The following is a 19,026-nucleotide window of genomic DNA, read 5'->3' as shown; positions in this document are numbered from 1 at the left end:
TTAACGGTTACCGCTGCCTTCTGAGGCAAAGCGCACCGCTTCCTGCGCCGCGCGAACAAGGGCTTTGGATTTATTGACAGTCTCTTGATATTCAGATTCCGGGACACTGTCTGCAACGACACCACCGCCCGCCTGAATATAGATCTTGTCATCTTTCACCACAGCTGTCCGAAGCGCAATACAGGTATCCATTGATCCATTGGCTGAGAAATAACCAACTGCACCGCCATAAACGCCGCGGCGGGATTTCTCAAGCTCATCAATGATTTCCATGGCCCGCACTTTTGGGGCACCTGAAACCGTTCCCGCAGGGAAGCCGGCTTTAAGCGCATCGATCGCGGTTAAGCCTTCCTGGATCTGACCTTCCACGTTGGAGACGATATGCATCACGTGAGAGTAGTTCTCGATGATCATCCTCTCAGTGACTTCAACAGATCCAATCTTACTCACTCGGCCGACATCGTTGCGACCCAGATCAAGCAGCATCAAATGCTCGGCAAGTTCTTTTGGATCACTCAAAAGATCGTCAGCAAGGGCCTGATCTTCTGCCTTATTGGCACCGCGTGGGCGTGTGCCTGCAATTGGACGAATGGTCACCCGTTCATCCCGCAGTCGAACAAGAATTTCCGGGCTGGATCCAACCACAGAAAACTCTCCAAAGTTCAGATAGAACATAAACGGGGAAGGATTTGTTCTGCGAAGTGCACGGTAAAGGGACAAGGACGGCAACTGAAATGGAATTTCAAACCGCTGACTTGGCACCACCTGAAAAATATCACCAGCACGGATATATTCCTTTGCCTTTTCCACCATGGCAAAGAATTCATCCTTAGTGGTGTTTGAGGTAGGCTCAGGCAGATCATCCATCACATCGCCAGTGGATACCGTATGGGGCAGGGAACGTGAGAAGTCATTCACCGCATCGGTCAGGCGTTCCGCTGCATGGTTATACGCCGTTTGCGCGGACCGCCCATCACCATACCACACAGGCGTTACAATGGTAACGACGTCCAGAATACTGTCAAAGATGGCCATAACCGTTGGGCGGATAAACATACCGTCTGGCAAGCCCAATTCATTTGGGTTGCTGTCAGGAATATCTTCCATAAGACGAACAGTGTCGTATGACATGTAACCAACCAGACCCGCTGCCATTGGGGGCAGGTGCTCTGGTAGGTCAATATGGCTTTCATCAATCAGCGCTTGCAGGCTGTCCAAGACCGGCTTATCACAAGTGACAAAAGCCTCAGGGTCAAAGCGGGCTGTCCGATTTATGCGTGCCTGTGTTCCATCGCATCGCCAGATCAGGTCCGGTTTCATTCCGATGATAGAGTAGCGACCGCGCACGGCACCGCCTTCAACGGATTCAAGCAGAAAAGAATTTGCTTTCCCCTCTGCCAATTTCATCATGGCAGAGACCGGAGTTTCAAGATCCGCTACCAGTGTGGTCCAGAGGATTTGAGACTTACCTTGTTCAAATCCCTCTGTAAATTCCTGGTAGCTTGGCTGAATGGTCATTGTTGGAAATATTCCCTGATTAGGCCTTCCTTGACGGAGAAGCCGATTTCCTTTTCTAGGTAGGACTGGTACTGCGCAATCAAGTCTTCCTGGAAACTTGCTGCAATGGTTTGAGACAGTTGGTCAAACATTGGTTTGTCAGCAACTTTGTCAGCAGCGGCTTTTTCGCCAACTGTCATCAATACAAAGCCGTTTCCTGCCTCATTGGTACCCATGGCAAAACCGTTATCATCAAGCTCAAACAGTTTCTGTGTGGCATCACGTGACAGACCCTGAATTTGCTCCTGACGGGTTGCGACATTGGATGTCTTAACCGTACCGTTTGTTTCAGCAGCGATTTCATCCAAGGTAGCACCACCTTTTAGTTTGTCTAAAAGGGCAGTTACCGCTTTTTCGTTTTCTTCGTGCTGCCACTTGGCTTTCCATGCTGCCGTTGCGGCTTCACGCACATCTGCAAGAGGGCGAACATCGGACGGAGTGATTTCCTGAACGGTCAGAGCAAAGTAATTCCCCGACGCCGTTTGAGTAAGAGTAGGTTCAATGTTGGCATCTGTATCAAACACAGTTGCGAGGAATTCCCTTTCCACAGGAAGACCTGCCACAGCTGCCCCATTTTTATCGCGGCCACCGCGATCAAGGCTCGCAAATTTCTGAACGCTGATGCCCACAACTTTGGCCGCTTCTTCCAAAGAGGCACCACCAGCAAATTCATCTTCCAGTGCAGTCTGCTTGTCGTGAAGAATGTCAGATGCGTAACGGAGGGCAACGGAACGGGTTACCAGTTCGCGGACATCTTCAAGTGTTTTGTTGGTCTCTGGTGTGACATTAGCAACGCGGATCAAATGCCAACCGAGGATGGTTTTGACAGGGGCCGTGACATCACCTTCATTGATTGAAAATACAGGTTCTTTCAATTCATCCAGTAAATCACTTTTAGTGCTGGCACCAAGTGTGATGTCTTCTTTAGTAAGCTGCAACATATCAAGTGCGACAGCTGCGAAGTCTTCTCCACCGGTCAGGCGCGAGGCCGCTTCGATCGCACGTTCTTCTTTTTCGAAGATCATCTGCTCAATCGCACGGGATTCCGGTGTAAAGAACTCATTGGCGCGAGCCTCAAACTCAGCTTTTACTTCGTCTTCTGTCACATCAACTTCACCAACAAAAACATCTGGCGTCAGTAAAATAAATTCACCGCTACGATATTCTGGCGCAGTGTAGGACGCTTTGTTGTCATCGATAAGCGCCTGTAACTGCTCATCAGTTGGCTCTGGAGCGTCACCAACGCGCGTATCTGCAACCTCGACGTATCGTGCACTGCGTTTTTCCCAGAAGTGATTATAAATCGCGTCTGTGAAAACCTCAGGTGATTTACCGCCAGGAAGGGCGAAACTTTCCATAAGCTGTGCGCGTTTAATCTCGTCACGAAGAATGTTGATATATTCGCCTTCTGAATATCCATTTCGTGACAAGACTTCTTGGAAACGCATCCGGTCGAACTGACCTACTTCGTTTCTGAAGGAGGGGCCTTCTGTAATTTCGGTGCGAACGGCGCTGTCAGTCACACCCAATTTCAATTCCTGCGCCCGCTCCCCTTGAACAATACGATTGCGAAGGGTCGCAACTGTCTGCTGGGCAATACCTAGTTGCTGGGCCTGTTCCGGAGTCAGTTGGCGCTGGTAACGTTGAGACGCGATATTTACCTGATTTTGGTATTCGCGCTGAAACTCGCCCAATGACACTGTTGTTTTGCCTGCTTCCAGTACATTACTGGTCACTGAGCTACCCAACATATCACTGCCAATTCCCCATGCGGCGAAACTGGCAACAAGAAGAATTAACAGTCCTTTAGCGAGCCAACCTGTTGACCCTTTACGCATTGCGTGAAGCATAACTACCCATCAATCGAAATTAGGTTTAAATCTTAATCGCTATCTATATAGGGATAACGGCGCGACATGATAGGGGGTATTCGTGGGGTGCGGCAATAGGGAATTCTGAAAGCGGTATCTTTCTTCGAAAAAAGATGGCATATCACCTGCAAAACGAATGAATCGCTGCAAATATACAAATGGTTGAGGAAGTTGAAGACATGACTGTACGCCCATTGATCGCTGGTAACTGGAAGATGAACGGTCTGGCAGATGAATCATCTGCTGAATTGAAAGCACTTGCAGATCTACTTGCAAATGCTGACACCGTAGCCTGTGACGTTCTTATTTGTCCACCAGCCACTCTTATTTATCAGATGGCCCAGATTTCTAAGGACAGTGTTCTTCAAATCGGTGGTCAGGATTGTCATGCAAATGTAAGCGGCGCTCACACAGGTGATACAAGTGCAGCTATGTTAAAAGATGCTGGTGCGACTTATGCAATTGTCGGCCACTCTGAACGTCGTACAGATCACGGTGAGACAAATGCAGTTGTAAAGGCAAAAGCAGAAGCAGCGATAGCGGCAGGTCTTATTGCAATCGTTTGCGTTGGTGAAACACTGGAACAACGCGAAAGCGGGGAGACACTTGCTGTTATTACAGATCAGGTGAAGAACTCACTACCAGTTGGCGCAACTGCTGAAAATACTGTTATTGCGTATGAGCCTGTATGGGCCATCGGTACAGGTAAGACCCCAACCCCAGAAGATGTGGCAGAAGTTCACGCTCATATGCGTAAAGATCTGGCCGGTCTGATGTCGGATGCCGACGGTGTTCGTCTTCTTTACGGTGGTTCTGTAAAGGGCAGTAACGCGGCTGAATTAATGGCGCTGGATAATGTGAATGGTGCCCTAGTTGGCGGTGCCAGCCTTAAAGCAAGCGATTTCTGGCCAATCGTTGAAACTGGTCTGAAGTAAACATATTTAGACTGGTAATTGTCTGGGCTATGGTGTAGAAGCCAGCCCAGAACTTGTTAAACCTAGGGCACAGGTGTGTCTTGATTTCGGGAATGTGTTAGGTCATGGAAACTATTCTGCTGGTCATCCACGTTATTATCGCGGTCTTTCTGATCGGCGTTGTACTGTTGCAGCGTTCAGAAGGGGGTGCACTTGGTATCGGCGGTGGTGGTGGAACCGGTGGACTGATGACGGGCCGTGGTGCAGCGAACCTGCTGACACGCACAACAGCTATTCTGGCAGCAGCATTTATGGGCACAAGCATCCTATTGGCGATTCTCAGTGGAAGCCATTCTGCGCCGACTTCTATTCTCGATGAGCCCGCGAAAGTGGAAGAGCCAGCAAAAACGGCTCCCGCAGAACCCTCTGCACCCCTTTCAAACAACTAAATTTCACTGAGGCGGCGATTAGCCGCCTCTTTTACTTTTCCTTGAAACAGAATTTGGATATAAAGTAACTCCATGGCACGGTTTATTTTCGTTACCGGTGGTGTGGTTTCCTCACTTGGCAAAGGTCTTGCCGGGGCAGCTCTTGCGTCCCTGTTACAGGCTCGTGGTTATAAAGTGCGGATGCGCAAGCTGGACCCATATATCAACGTCGATCCTGGCACCATGAATCCGTTTGAGCATGGTGAATGTTATGTGACCGATGATGGGGCCGAGACGGATCTGGACCTTGGACACTATGAACGCTTTACGGGCGTTCCTTCCAAACAAAGCGATAACGTAACTACGGGCCGTATCTATCAGACGGTTATCCGTAAAGAACGCCGTGGCGACTATTTAGGCGCGACCGTACAGGTGATCCCGCATATTACGAACGCTATTAAAGAATTTGCGACTGCCGATCTGGAAGACGAAGATTTCGTGCTTGTGGAAATTGGCGGAACAGTAGGTGATATTGAAAGTCTGCCTTTCCTTGAAGCCATTCGTCAGCTCGGTAACGAGCTTGGAAAAGATGCTATCTTTATGCATCTGACATTGGTGCCGTATATTGCGGCGGCGGGCGAGCTTAAAACAAAACCAACGCAGCACTCCGTAAAAGAACTGCAGTCCATTGGTATCCAGCCAGATATTCTTCTGTGTCGTAGTGAACATCCAATTCCTGCAGGTCAGCGGGCAAAAATTGGTCAGTTCTGTAACGTTCCGGAAAAAGCCGTTATCCAGGCGCTGGATGTACGCACCATCTATGAAGTGCCGCTCAGCTATCATGACGAAGGTCTTGATGAAGCTGTATTGAGCGCATTTGGAATTGAAGATGCGCCTAAGCCAGACCTGAGCCGTTGGTTAGATATTCGCGATCGCGTGATTAACCCGGAAGGCGAAGTGAATATTGCGGTTGTTGGTAAATATATTGCGCTTCAAGATGCCTATAAGTCCCTGACTGAAAGTATTGTTCACGGCGGTATTGCGAACCGTGTGAAAGTAAATATCAACTGGATCGAGTCCGAAGAGTTTGAAAAAGACGATAGCAAACTCAACGAGTTGCTGGGATCTGCTCATGCTATTCTGGTTCCGGGTGGTTTCGGTGAACGTGGCGCAGAAGGTAAAATCAAAGCAGCCCGTTATGCCCGTGAAAACCGCATTCCATATTTTGGTATTTGCTACGGTATGCAGATGGCTGTCATTGAAGGCTGCCGTCATGTTGCTGGCATTGAAGGCGCGGGAACATCTGAATTTGGCTCCTCCGATCCAAATGTTGTCGGACTGATGACTGAATGGACACGCGGTAACGAGACTGAAACACGGTCCGAAGACGGTGACCTTGGCGGAACCATGCGTCTTGGTGCTTACCCTTGTCATTTGCTCGAGGGTACAAAAGTACGCGAGGTGTATGGCGAGGAACTTATTCAGGAACGCCACCGTCATCGCTATGAAGTGAATGTGGAATATCGTGCGCCTTTGGAAGAAGTGGGATACAAATTTTCTGGTATGTCCCCAGACGGTGAACTGCCTGAGATCGTTGAAATCCCGGATCACCCTTGGTTTATAGGTGTCCAGTTCCATCCGGAATTGAAATCAAAACCATTTGACCCACATCCATTGTTCAGCAGCTTCGTGAAAGCTGCCATGGAACAATCCCGGCTCGTATAAAAATTAAGGAAGAAGATCATGACAACCACGCAAACCCACGTAAAGATTGGGGATTTTGAAGTTGGGAATGATCTGCTCATGGCGTTAATCGCCGGACCCTGCCAGATGGAAAGCGAAGGTCATGCTATGGACATGGCCGGTCGCTTGGTCGAAATGACCAAGAAACTGGATATGGGGTTTGTGTACAAATCTTCATTTGATAAGGCAAATCGCAGCTCCATTCATACAGAGCGTGGTCTGGGCCTTGAAAAGGCACTCGCTGTTTTTGAAAAGATCAAAAAAGAGTTTGGTATTCCGGTTCTGACAGATGTCCATGAGCCAGGCCAATGTGCAGAAGTTGCGTCCGTTGCGGATGTCCTTCAAATTCCAGCTTTCCTTTGCCGCCAAACCGATTTGCTTGTCGCCGCTGCCAAAACTGGCAAAGTTGTCAATGTGAAGAAGGGACAGTTCCTGGCTCCGTGGGACATGAAGCATGTGGCGAATAAAATCTCTGAAAGCGGTAATGAAAACATTATGCTGACAGATCGCGGCACAAGCTTTGGCTATAACACATTGGTGAGCGATATGCGTGGCCTGCCGACAATGGCAGAAACGGGTTATCCGGTTGTCTTTGATGCAACTCATTCCGTGCAGCAACCCGGCGGCAAAGGGGCGACATCAGGTGGTCAACGTGAGTTTGTCCCAGTTGTTGCGCGTGCAGCAGTAGCCGTTGGCGTCGCCATGGTCTTTATGGAAACTCATGAAGATCCGGACAATGCCCCATCCGATGGCCCGAACATGGTGCCGATTGATGAAATGGAAGATCTTCTAGTGACATTGCAAGGTTTTGATCGCCTTGCAAAACAAATCTAACCCTGAAAATACGATAACAGGAATACAGAACAATGAGTGCAATCCTCGACATTATCGGTCGCGAAATTCTGGACAGTCGCGGTAATCCTACCGTTGAAGTAGACGTTCTTTTGGAAACAGGTGCCTTTGGCCGCGCCGCTGTTCCATCCGGTGCCTCCACAGGTGCGCATGAAGCGGTTGAGCTTCGAGATGGCGGCGACCGTTACAAAGGTAAGGGTGTTCTGAAAGCCGTTGAAGCCGTAAACGGTGAAATCTTCGATGCGCTTTCTGGCATGGATGCAGATAACCAGATTGCTCTTGATCAGATCATGCTGGAACTTGATGGCACACCAAATAAAAGTCGCCTCGGCGCCAACGCAATTCTGGGTGTCAGCATGGCGATTGCCAAAGCAGCCGCAGAAGATGCAGACCTTCCGCTTTACCGTTATATCGGTGGCGCGAATGCCCGCACATTGCCAGTTCCAATGATGAACATCATTAACGGTGGTGAGCACGCGGATAACCCGATTGACGTTCAGGAATTCATGATCATGCCTGTTTCTGCAACAAGCATTCGTGAAGCTGTTCGTATGGGTTCAGAAGTATTCCACACATTGAAGAAACAGCTATCTGACGCAGGTCACAACACCAACGTTGGTGATGAAGGTGGTTTTGCGCCAAATATCGGCGGTACACGCGAAGCACTTGATTTCATTATGAAATCAATCGAAGCAGCTGGATATAAACCAGGCGAAGATATCTATCTTGCACTTGATGCTGCCTCTACAGAGTTTTATTCAGATGGCAAATATCACCTGAAAGGTGAAGGCAAGGTTCTGTCTCATGAGGAAATGGTTGATTACTATGCGGCATTGGTTGCCGATTATCCGATCATCTCCATCGAAGACGGCATGTCAGAAGATGATTGGGATGGTTGGAAATTGCTAACCGATAAAATCGGTGACAAGGTTCAGCTTGTTGGTGACGATCTGTTCGTAACCAATCCAGCACGTCTTGCAGATGGTATCGAAAAAGGCGTCGGTAACTCCATTCTGGTGAAAGTAAATCAGATCGGTAGCCTGACAGAAACAATGGAAGCTGTAGAAATGGCGCATAAAGCCAGCTACACAGCTGTTATGTCTCACCGCTCTGGTGAAACTGAAGATGTAACGATTGCGGATCTGGCGGTTGCCACAAACTGCGGTCAGATCAAAACCGGTAGCTTGGCGCGCTCTGACAGGCTTGCAAAATACAATCAGCTGATCCGCATTGAAGAACAGCTTGGCCCAGCCGCTGTTTACGCAGGACGTTCAATCCTGAAGTAATTGTCCTTTATTGGACTAAAAAAGCTGCTTCAAGCAATTGAAGCGGCTTTTTTTATGCCAAAACCTTGTTTCTGTAATGCCTTCGCCATATGCGTGTTTTAGTGTAAGCTGGTTGAAATGCGGAGGACTGGAAACAGGAAATGACCAAAAGGCTGACCCTCATTCGTCATGCAAAATCGCGATGGGATGATCTGGAATTACCCGATTTTGATCGTTCGTTGTCTCCGCGCGGAATAAAGGCCGCCCCGAAAATAGCGAAATATCTTTCAGACGAAGGGTTGTCACCTGACTTAATCTATTGTTCCCCCGCACGGCGAACAAAGGAAACTTTATCCCGAATGAAAACGGTCATGCCGTTAAGTTCAGAAGTCGTCTTTGATCGGAGCATTTATTCAGCTGGGATGGGAGAGGGGATTATGAACCTCCTCATGACCCAGAACCCCGAAGAAGAGCATGTCTGGGTGATCGGACATAATCCCGCAATGCAGGAACTTTCTTTGGTTCTGCCGAATTGGGATGCGGCCCAACAGGAAACCCGCAACAGAATTCTGCGAAAATTCTCAACAGCTGCGGTATGTAGCATGGAATTCGATACGCAAAACTGGCAGGAAATCGGATTTTCCAAAGCGCGGCTTTCTCATTTTATGACACCCAAGATGTTGGAGAAAACGGCTGCCTAATGGTGATTAAGACGCTCAGAAAATTCAAAAACTGGATTATATTTGGAGTGATTGCGGGTGTTGCATTGCCTGCAAGCGCGAATGATCTGAGCAAACTTAATTTACCTGCCGGATTTAAAATTGAAAAATGGGCAGACGTACCGGGCGCCAGAACAATTAGACTCTCACCAGATAATCAATCTGTGTTTGTGGGGACGCGCAGTAGTCGCATTTATAAGATTGATCTGCAGAAAAAAAACTATACAGCCGGCCCAGTCGAAGTTTTTGCCAATGACCTGAATGTGGCAAACGGAATTGATCTAGATAAGGATGGCAATCTTGTGATTGCTGAGCAGCATCGTGTCATTCGGATTTTGAAAAACGGAAAACGGCAAATTCTTGTAAAGGCAGGACTACTGCCTGATCGTCGTCATCACGGATGGCGTTATGCTGGATTTGGGCCTGATGGTACCTATTACGTGGCCGTTGGGGCACCTTGCAACATCTGCGAAGTAAAGGGTGTTGAGGGCACAATACTGCGTTTCGATCCTGTCAATTGGCGACCTAGCATATATGCAAAAGGGGTACGTAATTCGGTTGGGTTTGATTGGCATCCTGATAGTGGCAAAATGTACTTCACCGATAATGGCGGCGACAATCTTGGCGATGACATACCGCCCGATGAACTTAATCGCGTAGATAAGGCCGGAGATCACTACGGTTATCCGTTTTTGTATGGAAACAACATTCCTTATCCGCAATTTGCAAATGCTGTAAAACCGTCAAATCCGATAGTGCCGCAGGTGAATTTTGCCGCCCATGTGGCGTCACTTGGCATTGATTTCTACGAAGGGAATGGCTTTCCAAAGAAATACCAGAAAAGTGCTTTTGTTGCGCAGCGGGGCAGCTGGAACAGAACAGATCCTATTGGGTATCGCATCGTCAATGTACAGTTTGACGACAAGGGCAATGCTGTCTCAAACACTGTTTTTATTGATGGGTGGCTGAGGCCAGATGGGGAAGTCCTTGGACGGCCGGTTGACCTTGAAGAACTTCCCGATGGGTCATTGTTGATATCCGATGATTATTCCGATGTTATTTATCGGGTCACATATCAACAACCTTAAGATCAGTCTTCCAATCGCCCAAGACGGACAGCAGTATCGCCAACTTTTTGGCGACGGCTTGGCATCACCAGAACGCAGTTATCATATGGTGTGACGACTTCCTCATCACCATCCCAGCCAATCACTGTTCCTGCTTTTTCAAGGCATTCAAAACCGATAAAGGGTTCAGCAAATTTAAAACTGCCGTTTTTGATAGTCACGGCATCCGTAACGACGATTAGTTTCTGCTTTGGTGGATTTGGAATTTCGTGCTCGCTAAAGGCATCCTGATCAATGACATCATGCATTTTCAGATAACGAATGGTCGCATCCAGTGCTACGTCACCACTGGACTTCGCCCAGTGCTGTCCCGCTTCAAGAAGAAGTGCGTTCTTCGGGCTGTCAGGATTTCCAAAATCCGCATAGTCGCGCATGCGTGTACCGGCGGCATGGCCAGCGTCGGATACAATAAATTCGGGAACACCGAGTTCACGTGCATATTGACGACCTTTTTCGAGAGGGCCACAAATCATCAGCGGTTCAATGGCGGTCTGCATGGAATGAATGTCGAAAATAAAATCGGCTTCTTCGACGATCTGGCGGATTTGACGGGCGCGGGTGGTTTCCGTTGTCACACGATCCCCGTCAAGCACATCCGCACTCCAGACACGGTTCATGTCCTCGTCGACGAACCTGGATTTTTCAGGGGCGTCATTATCGAAACTTTCAAAGGCAGCCACATTACTGAATGCAAGAGTGAGTTTACCTTTTTTAGGGCGAACATTGTTTTTGAAGAGAAAATCCAGAACAATCGGGCCACAGATTTCATTACCATGTGTCACCGCCATGATCAGGATGTTATCACCCTCAATACCACTGTCGAAGGTTGTGACATATGGAATGCCACGGTTGCCTTCTTCATAAGCTGAAATGTCAACTTTTGGCAATTCAACAGCATATTTAATTGTATCTTCGCTCATGATCCTTGATGTCCTTTTGGGGTAAGGGGGAGGTCGAATGTCTTTGCGCATTCTGCCCACTGCCTTTGGGTGGTTTCTCGTAAAGAAGTGATAAATTTCTGCATTAACCAACTCGGTTGATTATAGACTGATGTAATGACCCTGGTGTCATAAGTGTGGCTTGGGGTGAAAGGTCGTGCTTCAAGATGGCCAAAGCTACCAATTAAGGTGGGAAATGGGTTAATGACGCCGATACCAAGACCATCAGCAATAAGTTGACACGCAGTATAGGAGGCGGAAACCTCCGCAATCATTTTGGGTTCTACACCCGCTTTTTCTAAAGATCTGTCAAAGAAATGCCGGCTGGACATGGATTTGGAGATGGCAACGATGTTGTAATCAGCAATGTCCTTTGCTTCGATGACTTTCTTTTTAGTGAGCGGATGATCTTTAGGCATTACACAGACAGCGTCACACACATGGATGGATGAAAATTTAATCCCGTCATGGGTGAGGTGCGTGTTGGAGATACCGATATCAGATTCCCCTGACGCCACTTTTGCAATGCACTCCTGTGAGGAGCCAATATCAATTTCAAATCGAACTTGCGGATGTTCTTTCATAAATTCAGAAATGAGCGGCATTACGAGGTGAATGCAGAAAGTTGTCGGAGCGACAATTTTCAGTTTTTCTACATTCTCTGATTTAGTTTCAGGAGAGAAGTGGGCGACATTCTCCAGGCTGGTGAAGACCGGGGTCAGTTGTTCGTTAAGGGCAAAAGCAGCCTGTGTTGGAATAAGTTTGCGATCTTTTCTGTCAAAAAGAACCAGATCCAAGCGCTCTTCCAGACGGGAAAGGGCGCGGCTGACGGCAGGCTGAGAAATCCCAAGACGATTCGCCGCACGGGTCGCCGATTGAAGGGATATGGTTTCCCTCAGGATTTGTAATTCTCTTAAACTGACATTAGGTAGCACGGTTTCGACCGATCTTATGCTTGTCTATGCAAGAATGTAATCTTGCTTCCTTATTTTGCATAACAATATTGCATGAAAAAATAAATTGCAAATGCGAAATTGTTATGAAATAATTTTTGGAACATCAGCTAATGCGTGTTGTTGAGATGGGGATTCAGTATCAGCGGCAAGCGGGAGAGGATGGGCTTCGCGCGTGCGCGAGGTTATCGAGCTTGAGGAATCTGGTGAGTCTGGCCGACAAGGTAGCCGCTGGATTTTATTCATACAGGGAGAGCACTATGAAACTTAAAAAGATGTTGAAAGCGACTGCAATCGCAGCCGTTGCGTCTTTCGCTATGGGTACTGCATACGCTGCTGATCTTGTTGTTGGTTTGGGTAGCGAACCTTCATCTATCGATCCGCATTATCACAACCTGACACCAAACAATGCGATGTCAGCGAATATCTTCAGCCGTCTGATTGAACAAGACGCAAAGCAGGCACTGCTGCCTGGTCTTGCAACAGAATGGAAAGCAATTGATGAACTGACTTGGGAATTTAAATTGCGCAAGGGCGTAAAATTCCACGATGGTTCACCTTTTACAGCTGACGATGTGATTTTCACGTGGATGCGTGCACCAGACGTTCCAAATTCACCATCCAGTTTTGCCACATTTACAAAAGGCAAAACGATGACGAAAATCGACGACTACACAGTCCAGATCAAAACGGAAAAACCATATCCTTTGATGCCTCAGGATGTGTCTAACGTTGCGATTATTTCCAAGAAAGCAGCCGAAGGCGCGACAACTGCTGACTTTAACTCCGGTAAAGCAACAGTTGGTACTGGACCATTTAAATTTGTAAAATGGGTGCCTGGTGATGTTATCGAACTTGTAAAGAACGAAAACTACTGGGGTGAAGTTCCTGAGTGGGACAAAGTCACAGTTAAGCCGATTAAATCTGGCCCAGGTCGTGTTGCTGCCCTTCTGGCAGGTGACGTTGACTTTATTGAAAATGTACCGCCAACCGATATTGAACGCCTGAAAGGCAACAGCAAACTTCAGCTGAGCCAGGGTATTTCAAACCGCGTTATTTACCTTCACATGGACCAGTTCCGTGAAGACAGCCCTCACGTAACTGCCAAAGATGGTTCTAAAATCAAGAACCCATTGATGGATGCACGTGTTCGTAAAGCGCTGTCCATGGCAATCAGCCGTGATCTGATCGTTGAGCGTGTGATGGAAGGCGTTGCCGTTCCAGCCGGTCAGCTTCTTCCAGATGGCTTCTTTGGTGTTTCTGCCAACATGCCACCTGAAAAATACGATCCGGCAGGTGCGAAGAAGCTTCTTGCTGAAGCTGGTTACCCAGATGGATTTAAGATCACTCTTCACGGTCCAAATGATCGTTATATCAACGATGCGAAAATTGCAGAAGCTGTCTCTCAGATGCTGAGCGCAGCTGGTATTGAAGCAACACCTGAAACAATGCCAAAATCTGTATACTTCAAGCGTGCATCCCGTGGTGCAGAAGGTGGTCTTCCAGAATTTAGCTTTGTTCTGGTTGGCTGGGGTTCAGGTACAGGTGAAGCTTCTTCACCACTTCGTTCCCTACTTCACACATATGACAAATCAAAAGGTTTCGGTTCTTCCAACCGTGGTCGCTTCTCCAACGCGAAATTTGACGCAATGGTAGAAGAAGCACTGACAACTGTTGATGCGAAGAAACGTGAAGATCTTCTGATTAAAGCCACTGAACTGGGTATCGGTGAGCTGCAGGGTATTATCCCACTTCACTACCAGGTAAACACCTGGGCTGCGCGTAAAGGCATCGCCTATACAGCGCGTACGGATGAGCGTACCCAAATCAACCTCATCCACAGTTCCAAGTAAAATCAAAAAGGGGCAGCCGTTTAGGTTGCCCCACTTTTCTAGAGCGGAGAGGGACGCATGTCCGTTTTCATTATACGCCGCTTGATGCAGGCCCTGCTTGTGGTCTGGATCATGTCACTCCTCGTGTATGTTGGTGTCCATATCGTCGGTGATCCGGTTGATATGCTGATCAATCCAGAGGCCGACCAAGCGGAAATCGAGCGGGTTATCCGCGATCTGGGGCTCGATCGCCCCCTTCATGAACAATACTGGTTCTTCCTGATGAATGCCCTTAAGGGGGATTTGGGTAATTCCTTCATCTTTAACGAACCGGCTTTGAAACTTGTTGTACAGCGTATTCCAGCGACTTTTGAGCTGGCGATTGCCGCACTTGGCATGGCTGTGATTATCGGTATTCCACTTGGTGTATTTGCGGGATTGAAGCCGGATAGCAAAATCTCCAAGACCATTATGGCAAGCTCTATTTTGGGGTTCAGTCTCCCCACCTTCTGGGTCGGGTTGATGATGATCATGTTCTTCTCAGTGATGATGGGATGGCTCCCCTCATTTGGACGAGGAGACACAGAAACCCTGTTCGGTGTTGAGTTTAGCTTCTTAACGTTAGATGGATGGTCCCATCTGTTGTTACCGGCGCTCAACCTGTCGTTATTCAAAATGTCACTGGTCATCCGACTGGCGCGCGCCGGAACGCGCGAAGTTGTACACCAGGAATATATTAAATTTGCCCGTGCCAAGGGCCTTAGCCAGTCCCGTATCATTTTTGTTCACTTGATGAAAAACATCATGATCCCGGTTGTGACAGTGCTCGGCCTTGAATTTGGCGGCCTGATTGCGTTTTCCGTTGTAACGGAAACTGTCTTCTCGTGGCCGGGAATGGGTAAGCTGATTATCGATGCCCTTCACAACCTGGATCGCCCGTTAGTGGTGGCTTATCTGATGGTGATTGTGGTCATTTTTGTTGTGATCAACCTGATTGTTGATGTGATGTATTCAATTCTGGATCCACGGGTCCGGCTTCAGGATCTGAAAGGGTAAGTTGATGGCTGATACAACAGAAAACGCCATTAAAATGGCCCCGATTGAAAGCCCGATGAAGCGCATCTGGTCCGACTTCTGCCAGAGCAAAATCGCAGTGGCGGCTTTGATCGTTCTCTTAATTATCGTCGGAATTGCGGTATTCGCGCCGTGGATTTCTCCAACGAACCCGTATGATTTGGCGTCCGTCAGTATTCTGGATGGTAAACTTCCTCCCGGAAGTGAAAGCCTGTCTGGTATTACCTATGTACTGGGTACCGATGGTGCCGGCCGCGGACTGTTGAGTTCTATCTTCTACGGCCTGCGCATCAGTCTGGGGGTAGGTGTCGTTAGCGCTGTTGTTGCACTTTGCGTTGGTGCTGTGATGGGGTTGGCAGCTGCTTATTATGGTGGCCGTGTGGATACGATCATCATGCGCATCGTGGATCTGCAGCTCAGTTTCCCAGCTATTCTTGTTGCACTTATTCTTCTGGCTGCTTTGGGTAAGGGGATCGATAAGATTATTGTTGCCCTTGTTATTGTGCAGTGGGCTTACTATGCCCGTACTGTGCGTGCCAGCGCCTTGGTAGAGCGAAGCAAGGAATATGTGGAAGCGGCAACTTGTCTTGCCTTAAGTGATCGCCGTATTTTGCTGCGTCACTTGCTACCTAACTGTCTGCCACCTTTGATTGTTATTGGCACCGTCCAAACTGCGCACGCCATTTCACTGGAAGCAACATTGAGCTTCTTGGGTGTGGGGCTTCCGATTACGGAACCGTCTCTTGGCCTGCTTATTTCCAACGGTTTTGAATATATGATGTCCGGAAAATACTGGATCAGTTTCTTCCCGGGAATTGCCTTGTTGCTTACCATCGTCAGCATCAATCTGGTGGGTGACCAATTGCGTGATGTTCTTAACCCACGCTTGCAGAAATAGGAGGCGATGCGAATGACTGATACTCCTATTCTGGATGTGCAAAATCTGGAAACCCACTTCTTTACAAAAGACGGGGTTGCCAAGGCTATTAATGACGTCAGCTTCTCAGTTGGCAAAGGCGAGATTATGGGCCTTGTTGGGGAAAGTGGTTCCGGTAAATCCGTAACCGGTTTTTCCATCCTTGGACTTGTGGATGCGCCGGGTAAAGTTGTCGGCGGTAAGGTCCTCTTTAAGGGGGAAGATTTGCTACAGGCGTCTGACAAACGGATGCAGGAACTTCGTGGTGCGCGTATCTCCATGATCTTTCAGGATCCGATGATGACCCTCAATCCGGTTCTTCGGGTTGATACCCAGATGATCGAAACCATTCAGGCCCATGAAAAGGTGGATAAGGAAACAGCGCGTCAAAGGTCTCGTGACGCTTTGGCACAGGTTGGTATTCCAGCCGCTGAAGAGCGTATGCGAGCTTATCCGCATCAGTTCTCAGGCGGTATGCGTCAACGTGTAGCGATCGCGATCGCGCTTTTGAACAAACCTGATCTGATTATCGCGGACGAGCCAACAACAGCCCTTGATGTGACCATTCAAGGACAGATCCTGTATGAATCTCAGAAGCTATGCCGGGAAACGGGCACAGCATTGATCTGGGTAACCCATGATCTGGCTGTGGTCGCGGGCCTCGCTGATAAGATCAGTGTTATGTATGCTGGCCGCGTGGTGGAGCAGGGCGCGATTGATGACGTTCTGGATAATCCCGTTCATCCATACACTTTGGGTCTTTTGGGATCAGTTCCGGGCCATAATACAAAAGGGCATCGTCTGCAGCAAATTCCGGGTATGGCACCATCTTTGTTCAATCTGCCAAAAGGGTGTGCGTTCCAGCCACGCTGTAAATTTGCGACAGACGCCTGCCAACAGGAACAGCAGATTTCCAACCCCGTTCCGGGGCGTGCTATTCGTTGTTGCCATCCACAAGTGGGGGTATCCTGATGACTAAGCCAATGCTCGAAATCAAGAACGTCTCCAAGCAGTTTGTTAAGAAACTGGATATAGCGGCAAAGTTAGCCAACACCCTTGGGGCTAAAAACAAGGAAGAACGTGTCCATGCAGTGGACGACGTCTCTTTCCATATTGGTAAAGGTGAAGTGGTTGGCCTCGTAGGCGAGTCAGGCTGCGGTAAATCCACACTTGGGCGCATGGTCGCCGGTATTCTGCCGATGACTGCAGGGGATATTCTTCTTGAAGGAAACTCCATTAGTGCGGAAGCATCAAAAACCAATAAGAAGGACGCGCTTCGTGTCCAGATGATCTTTCAGGATCCGTTTGCATCTTTGAACCCGCGTATGCGAGTGGAAGACATCATCGGTGAAGCGCCAGTGGTGCACGGTATTGTTCCTGCTTCCAAAAAGGCAGAATATGTGGCCGAGGTGATGGAAAAGGTGGGGCTTGACCCTGAATATCGCCGCCGCTATCCCCATCAGTTCTCTGGTGGTCAGCGTCAGCGTATTGGTATTGCCCGCGCATTGGCGGTAAAGCCTGAGTTTCTGGTATGTGACGAGTCCATTGCGGCACTTGACGTTTCCATTCAGGCACAGGTGATCAACCTGTTTATGGATCTGCGTGAAGAATTGGATCTGACCTATCTGTTCATCAGCCATGATCTTTCAGTGGTGGAGCATATCTCTGACCGCGTTGTGATTATGTATCTAGGCCGCATTGTCGAGGTGGCTGAAACCAGCCAGCTGTTTGAAAAAACGTTGCATCCTTATTCAGAAGCTCTCCTGAAAGAGGTGCCGCGTATTGAAAATCGTGGACTTGATTATCAACCCATTTCTGGTGAAATCCCATCCCCATTGGATCCACCATCTGGTTGTCATTTCCATCCGCGTTGTCCTTACGCGACAGAGAAATGCAAAACAGATCAGCCTCAATTGAAGGAATATGAAAATGGCCGTTTCGCTGCGTGCCATTTGCTGGAAGACGCCTAATGAAAAAAACAGAAACTGCTGCTTATTACGTTTTGTCACCAGATGAGGGGACGGAAGCGGCCCCCATCTTCTTTGACAGTCCTCACAGTGGTAAGGAATATCCGGAAGACTTCAAATATCAAGTGCCTTTCTCGGAGCTCCACTCAGCGGAAGATGCCTATGTGGATGAGTTATACAGCGCTGCTCCCGATTTTGGAGCGGAATTAATCGCTGCAAAATTCCCGCGCTCCTATATTGATACCAATCGGGACGAGCTGGATTTTGATCTCGCTGAACTGAGTGGTCAGTGGGACGGTAAAGCGCCAAACCCAACCATCAAAACCCAGATGGGTAAAGGTCTTGTCTGGATGCGGATGAAGCAGGATATCGATATCTATGATCAGCCGATCACAACCGATATGCTGAAACACCGTATTGAAACTTTCTGGCGTCCATATCATGACCGCATTGCAGTCGCCTACGATGCTTTGACTGAAAAATTTGGCTATGCCTATCACATCGACTGCCATTCCATGCCCAACGCCGGTGTTGAAGGAGATCCGGGCGGAACCGCTGAACGTGCTGATTTCGTTCTAGGTGACCGGGATGGGACTACATGCGAGGCTGGCTTTACGGCTGCTGCCAAAGAGTTTCTGGAAAGCAAGGGTTACAGTGTTGCGGTTAATGATCCCTATAAGGGCGCTGAACTGGTTTATCGCTACGGTAAACCAGATCAAAACCGCCATAGCCTGCAGATTGAAATCAATCGCAAGCTCTATATGGATCAGATCAGTGGGGACAAAATCCCTGAATTTAATGACCTAAAAGCTAACTTGACTGAAATGGTGCAACATTTAGTCAATTACGCCAAAGTGGCAGGTAAATAAT

General features: G+C 48.4%; 17 protein-coding genes. 13 read left to right on the top strand and 4 right to left on the bottom strand.

Annotated features, from left to right (window positions below):
* Entirely contained in the window at positions 1-1,518 is a 1,518-nt protein-coding gene (trpE, locus tag GUA87_RS11910; RefSeq protein ID WP_193716771.1) for an anthranilate synthase component I, read from the bottom strand.
* Entirely contained in the window at positions 1,515-3,407 is a 1,893-nt protein-coding gene (locus tag GUA87_RS11905) for a peptidylprolyl isomerase (RefSeq protein WP_193716770.1), read from the bottom strand. Before GUA87_RS11905 ends, trpE begins: the two co-directional genes overlap by 4 nt.
* Before the next feature lie 200 nt (positions 3,408-3,607).
* On the opposite strand from GUA87_RS11905, the gene tpiA reads away from it, so the two are divergent.
* The 7 genes from tpiA to GUA87_RS11870 all read left to right on the top strand — a co-directional run bounded on the left by tpiA (position 3,608) and on the right by GUA87_RS11870 (position 10,437).
* A complete protein-coding gene (gene tpiA, locus GUA87_RS11900; RefSeq protein WP_193716769.1) occupies positions 3,608-4,363 on the top strand; it encodes a triose-phosphate isomerase in 756 nt (251 codons plus the stop codon).
* Positions 4,364-4,467: 104 nt separating this feature from the next.
* On the top strand, positions 4,468-4,791 hold the full coding sequence (secG, locus tag GUA87_RS11895; protein ID WP_193716768.1) for a preprotein translocase subunit SecG: 324 nt from the start codon (positions 4,468-4,470) through the stop codon (positions 4,789-4,791).
* A 72-nt stretch (positions 4,792-4,863) separates the two neighbouring features.
* Positions 4,864-6,495, top strand: coding sequence for a CTP synthase (locus tag GUA87_RS11890; protein WP_193716767.1), 1,632 nt, complete (start codon positions 4,864-4,866; stop codon positions 6,493-6,495).
* Between the two features lie 18 nt (positions 6,496-6,513).
* Entirely contained in the window at positions 6,514-7,347 is an 834-nt protein-coding gene (kdsA, locus tag GUA87_RS11885) for a 3-deoxy-8-phosphooctulonate synthase (RefSeq protein ID WP_193716766.1), read from the top strand.
* 32 nt (positions 7,348-7,379) lie between these two features.
* On the top strand, positions 7,380-8,651 hold the full coding sequence (eno, locus tag GUA87_RS11880; protein WP_193716765.1) for a phosphopyruvate hydratase: 1,272 nt from the start codon (positions 7,380-7,382) through the stop codon (positions 8,649-8,651).
* Positions 8,652-8,791: 140 nt separating this feature from the next.
* A complete protein-coding gene (locus GUA87_RS11875; protein ID WP_193716764.1) occupies positions 8,792-9,331 on the top strand; it encodes a SixA phosphatase family protein in 540 nt (179 codons plus the stop codon).
* Entirely contained in the window at positions 9,331-10,437 is a 1,107-nt protein-coding gene (locus GUA87_RS11870) for a PQQ-dependent sugar dehydrogenase (protein ID WP_193716763.1), read from the top strand. Before GUA87_RS11875 ends, GUA87_RS11870 begins: the two co-directional genes overlap by 1 nt.
* Positions 10,438-10,439: 2 nt before the next feature.
* Here GUA87_RS11870 and GUA87_RS11865 read toward each other — a convergent pair whose 3' ends face one another.
* Both GUA87_RS11865 and GUA87_RS11860 read right to left on the bottom strand, forming a co-directional pair.
* Positions 10,440-11,396 (bottom strand): succinylglutamate desuccinylase/aspartoacylase domain-containing protein, encoded by a 957-nt coding sequence (locus GUA87_RS11865; RefSeq protein ID WP_193716762.1) that lies wholly within the window; start codon positions 11,394-11,396, stop codon positions 10,440-10,442.
* Positions 11,393-12,349 carry a LysR family transcriptional regulator gene (locus tag GUA87_RS11860; RefSeq protein ID WP_193716761.1) on the bottom strand — a complete coding sequence of 319 codons (957 nt, stop codon included), beginning with the start codon at positions 12,347-12,349 and terminating at the stop codon, positions 11,393-11,395. The genes GUA87_RS11865 and GUA87_RS11860 overlap by 4 nt, the downstream gene beginning before the upstream one ends.
* A 278-nt stretch (positions 12,350-12,627) precedes the next feature.
* Here GUA87_RS11860 and GUA87_RS11855 point away from each other — a divergent pair, with 278 nt between their 5' ends.
* The 6 genes from GUA87_RS11855 to GUA87_RS11830 are packed head-to-tail and all read left to right on the top strand — an operon-like array spanning position 12,628 to position 19,025.
* Positions 12,628-14,220 (top strand): ABC transporter substrate-binding protein, encoded by a 1,593-nt coding sequence (locus tag GUA87_RS11855; RefSeq protein ID WP_193716760.1) that lies wholly within the window; start codon positions 12,628-12,630, stop codon positions 14,218-14,220.
* A gap of 57 nt (positions 14,221-14,277) precedes the next feature.
* Positions 14,278-15,255, top strand: coding sequence for an ABC transporter permease (locus tag GUA87_RS11850; protein WP_193716759.1), 978 nt, complete (start codon positions 14,278-14,280; stop codon positions 15,253-15,255).
* A 4-nt stretch (positions 15,256-15,259) separates the two neighbouring features.
* Positions 15,260-16,171 carry an ABC transporter permease gene (locus GUA87_RS11845; protein WP_193716758.1) on the top strand — a complete coding sequence of 304 codons (912 nt, stop codon included), beginning with the start codon at positions 15,260-15,262 and terminating at the stop codon, positions 16,169-16,171.
* Positions 16,172-16,183: 12 nt separating this feature from the next.
* The gene (locus tag GUA87_RS11840) at positions 16,184-17,161 is read left to right on the top strand and encodes an ABC transporter ATP-binding protein (protein ID WP_193716757.1); all 978 of its coding nucleotides are present in this window, start codon (positions 16,184-16,186) and stop codon (positions 17,159-17,161) included.
* Positions 17,161-18,159 (top strand): ABC transporter ATP-binding protein, encoded by a 999-nt coding sequence (locus tag GUA87_RS11835; protein WP_193716756.1) that lies wholly within the window; start codon positions 17,161-17,163, stop codon positions 18,157-18,159. Before GUA87_RS11840 ends, GUA87_RS11835 begins: the two co-directional genes overlap by 1 nt.
* A complete protein-coding gene (locus GUA87_RS11830) occupies positions 18,159-19,025 on the top strand; it encodes an N-formylglutamate amidohydrolase (protein WP_193716755.1) in 867 nt (288 codons plus the stop codon). Before GUA87_RS11835 ends, GUA87_RS11830 begins: the two co-directional genes overlap by 1 nt.
* Position 19,026 lies beyond the last annotated feature (1 nt).

The organism is Sneathiella sp. P13V-1 (assembly GCF_015143595.1).
Taxonomy (GTDB): domain Bacteria; phylum Pseudomonadota; class Alphaproteobacteria; order Sneathiellales; family Sneathiellaceae; genus Sneathiella.
This window is presented reverse-complemented; position numbering and strand designations above follow the sequence as displayed.

Bases quoted from the DNA above. Each gene is read 5' to 3' on its own strand.
- trpE (WP_193716771.1), bottom strand. From the start codon at position 1,518: ATGACCATTCAGCCAAGCTACCAGGAATTTACAGAGGGATTTGAACAA.
- GUA87_RS11905 (WP_193716770.1), bottom strand. From the start codon at position 3,407: ATGCTTCACGCAATGCGTAAAGGGTCAACAGGTTGGCTCGCTAAAGGA.
- tpiA (WP_193716769.1), top strand. From the start codon at position 3,608: ATGACTGTACGCCCATTGATCGCTGGTAACTGGAAGATGAACGGTCTG.
- secG (WP_193716768.1), top strand. From the start codon at position 4,468: ATGGAAACTATTCTGCTGGTCATCCACGTTATTATCGCGGTCTTTCTG.
- GUA87_RS11890 (WP_193716767.1), top strand. From the start codon at position 4,864: ATGGCACGGTTTATTTTCGTTACCGGTGGTGTGGTTTCCTCACTTGGC.
- kdsA (WP_193716766.1), top strand. From the start codon at position 6,514: ATGACAACCACGCAAACCCACGTAAAGATTGGGGATTTTGAAGTTGGG.
- eno (WP_193716765.1), top strand. From the start codon at position 7,380: ATGAGTGCAATCCTCGACATTATCGGTCGCGAAATTCTGGACAGTCGC.
- GUA87_RS11875 (WP_193716764.1), top strand. From the start codon at position 8,792: ATGACCAAAAGGCTGACCCTCATTCGTCATGCAAAATCGCGATGGGAT.
- GUA87_RS11870 (WP_193716763.1), top strand. From the start codon at position 9,331: ATGGTGATTAAGACGCTCAGAAAATTCAAAAACTGGATTATATTTGGA.
- GUA87_RS11865 (WP_193716762.1), bottom strand. From the start codon at position 11,396: ATGAGCGAAGATACAATTAAATATGCTGTTGAATTGCCAAAAGTTGAC.
- GUA87_RS11855 (WP_193716760.1), top strand. From the start codon at position 12,628: ATGAAACTTAAAAAGATGTTGAAAGCGACTGCAATCGCAGCCGTTGCG.
- GUA87_RS11850 (WP_193716759.1), top strand. From the start codon at position 14,278: ATGTCCGTTTTCATTATACGCCGCTTGATGCAGGCCCTGCTTGTGGTC.
- GUA87_RS11845 (WP_193716758.1), top strand. From the start codon at position 15,260: ATGGCTGATACAACAGAAAACGCCATTAAAATGGCCCCGATTGAAAGC.
- GUA87_RS11840 (WP_193716757.1), top strand. From the start codon at position 16,184: ATGACTGATACTCCTATTCTGGATGTGCAAAATCTGGAAACCCACTTC.
- GUA87_RS11835 (WP_193716756.1), top strand. From the start codon at position 17,161: ATGACTAAGCCAATGCTCGAAATCAAGAACGTCTCCAAGCAGTTTGTT.
- GUA87_RS11830 (WP_193716755.1), top strand. From the start codon at position 18,159: ATGAAAAAAACAGAAACTGCTGCTTATTACGTTTTGTCACCAGATGAG.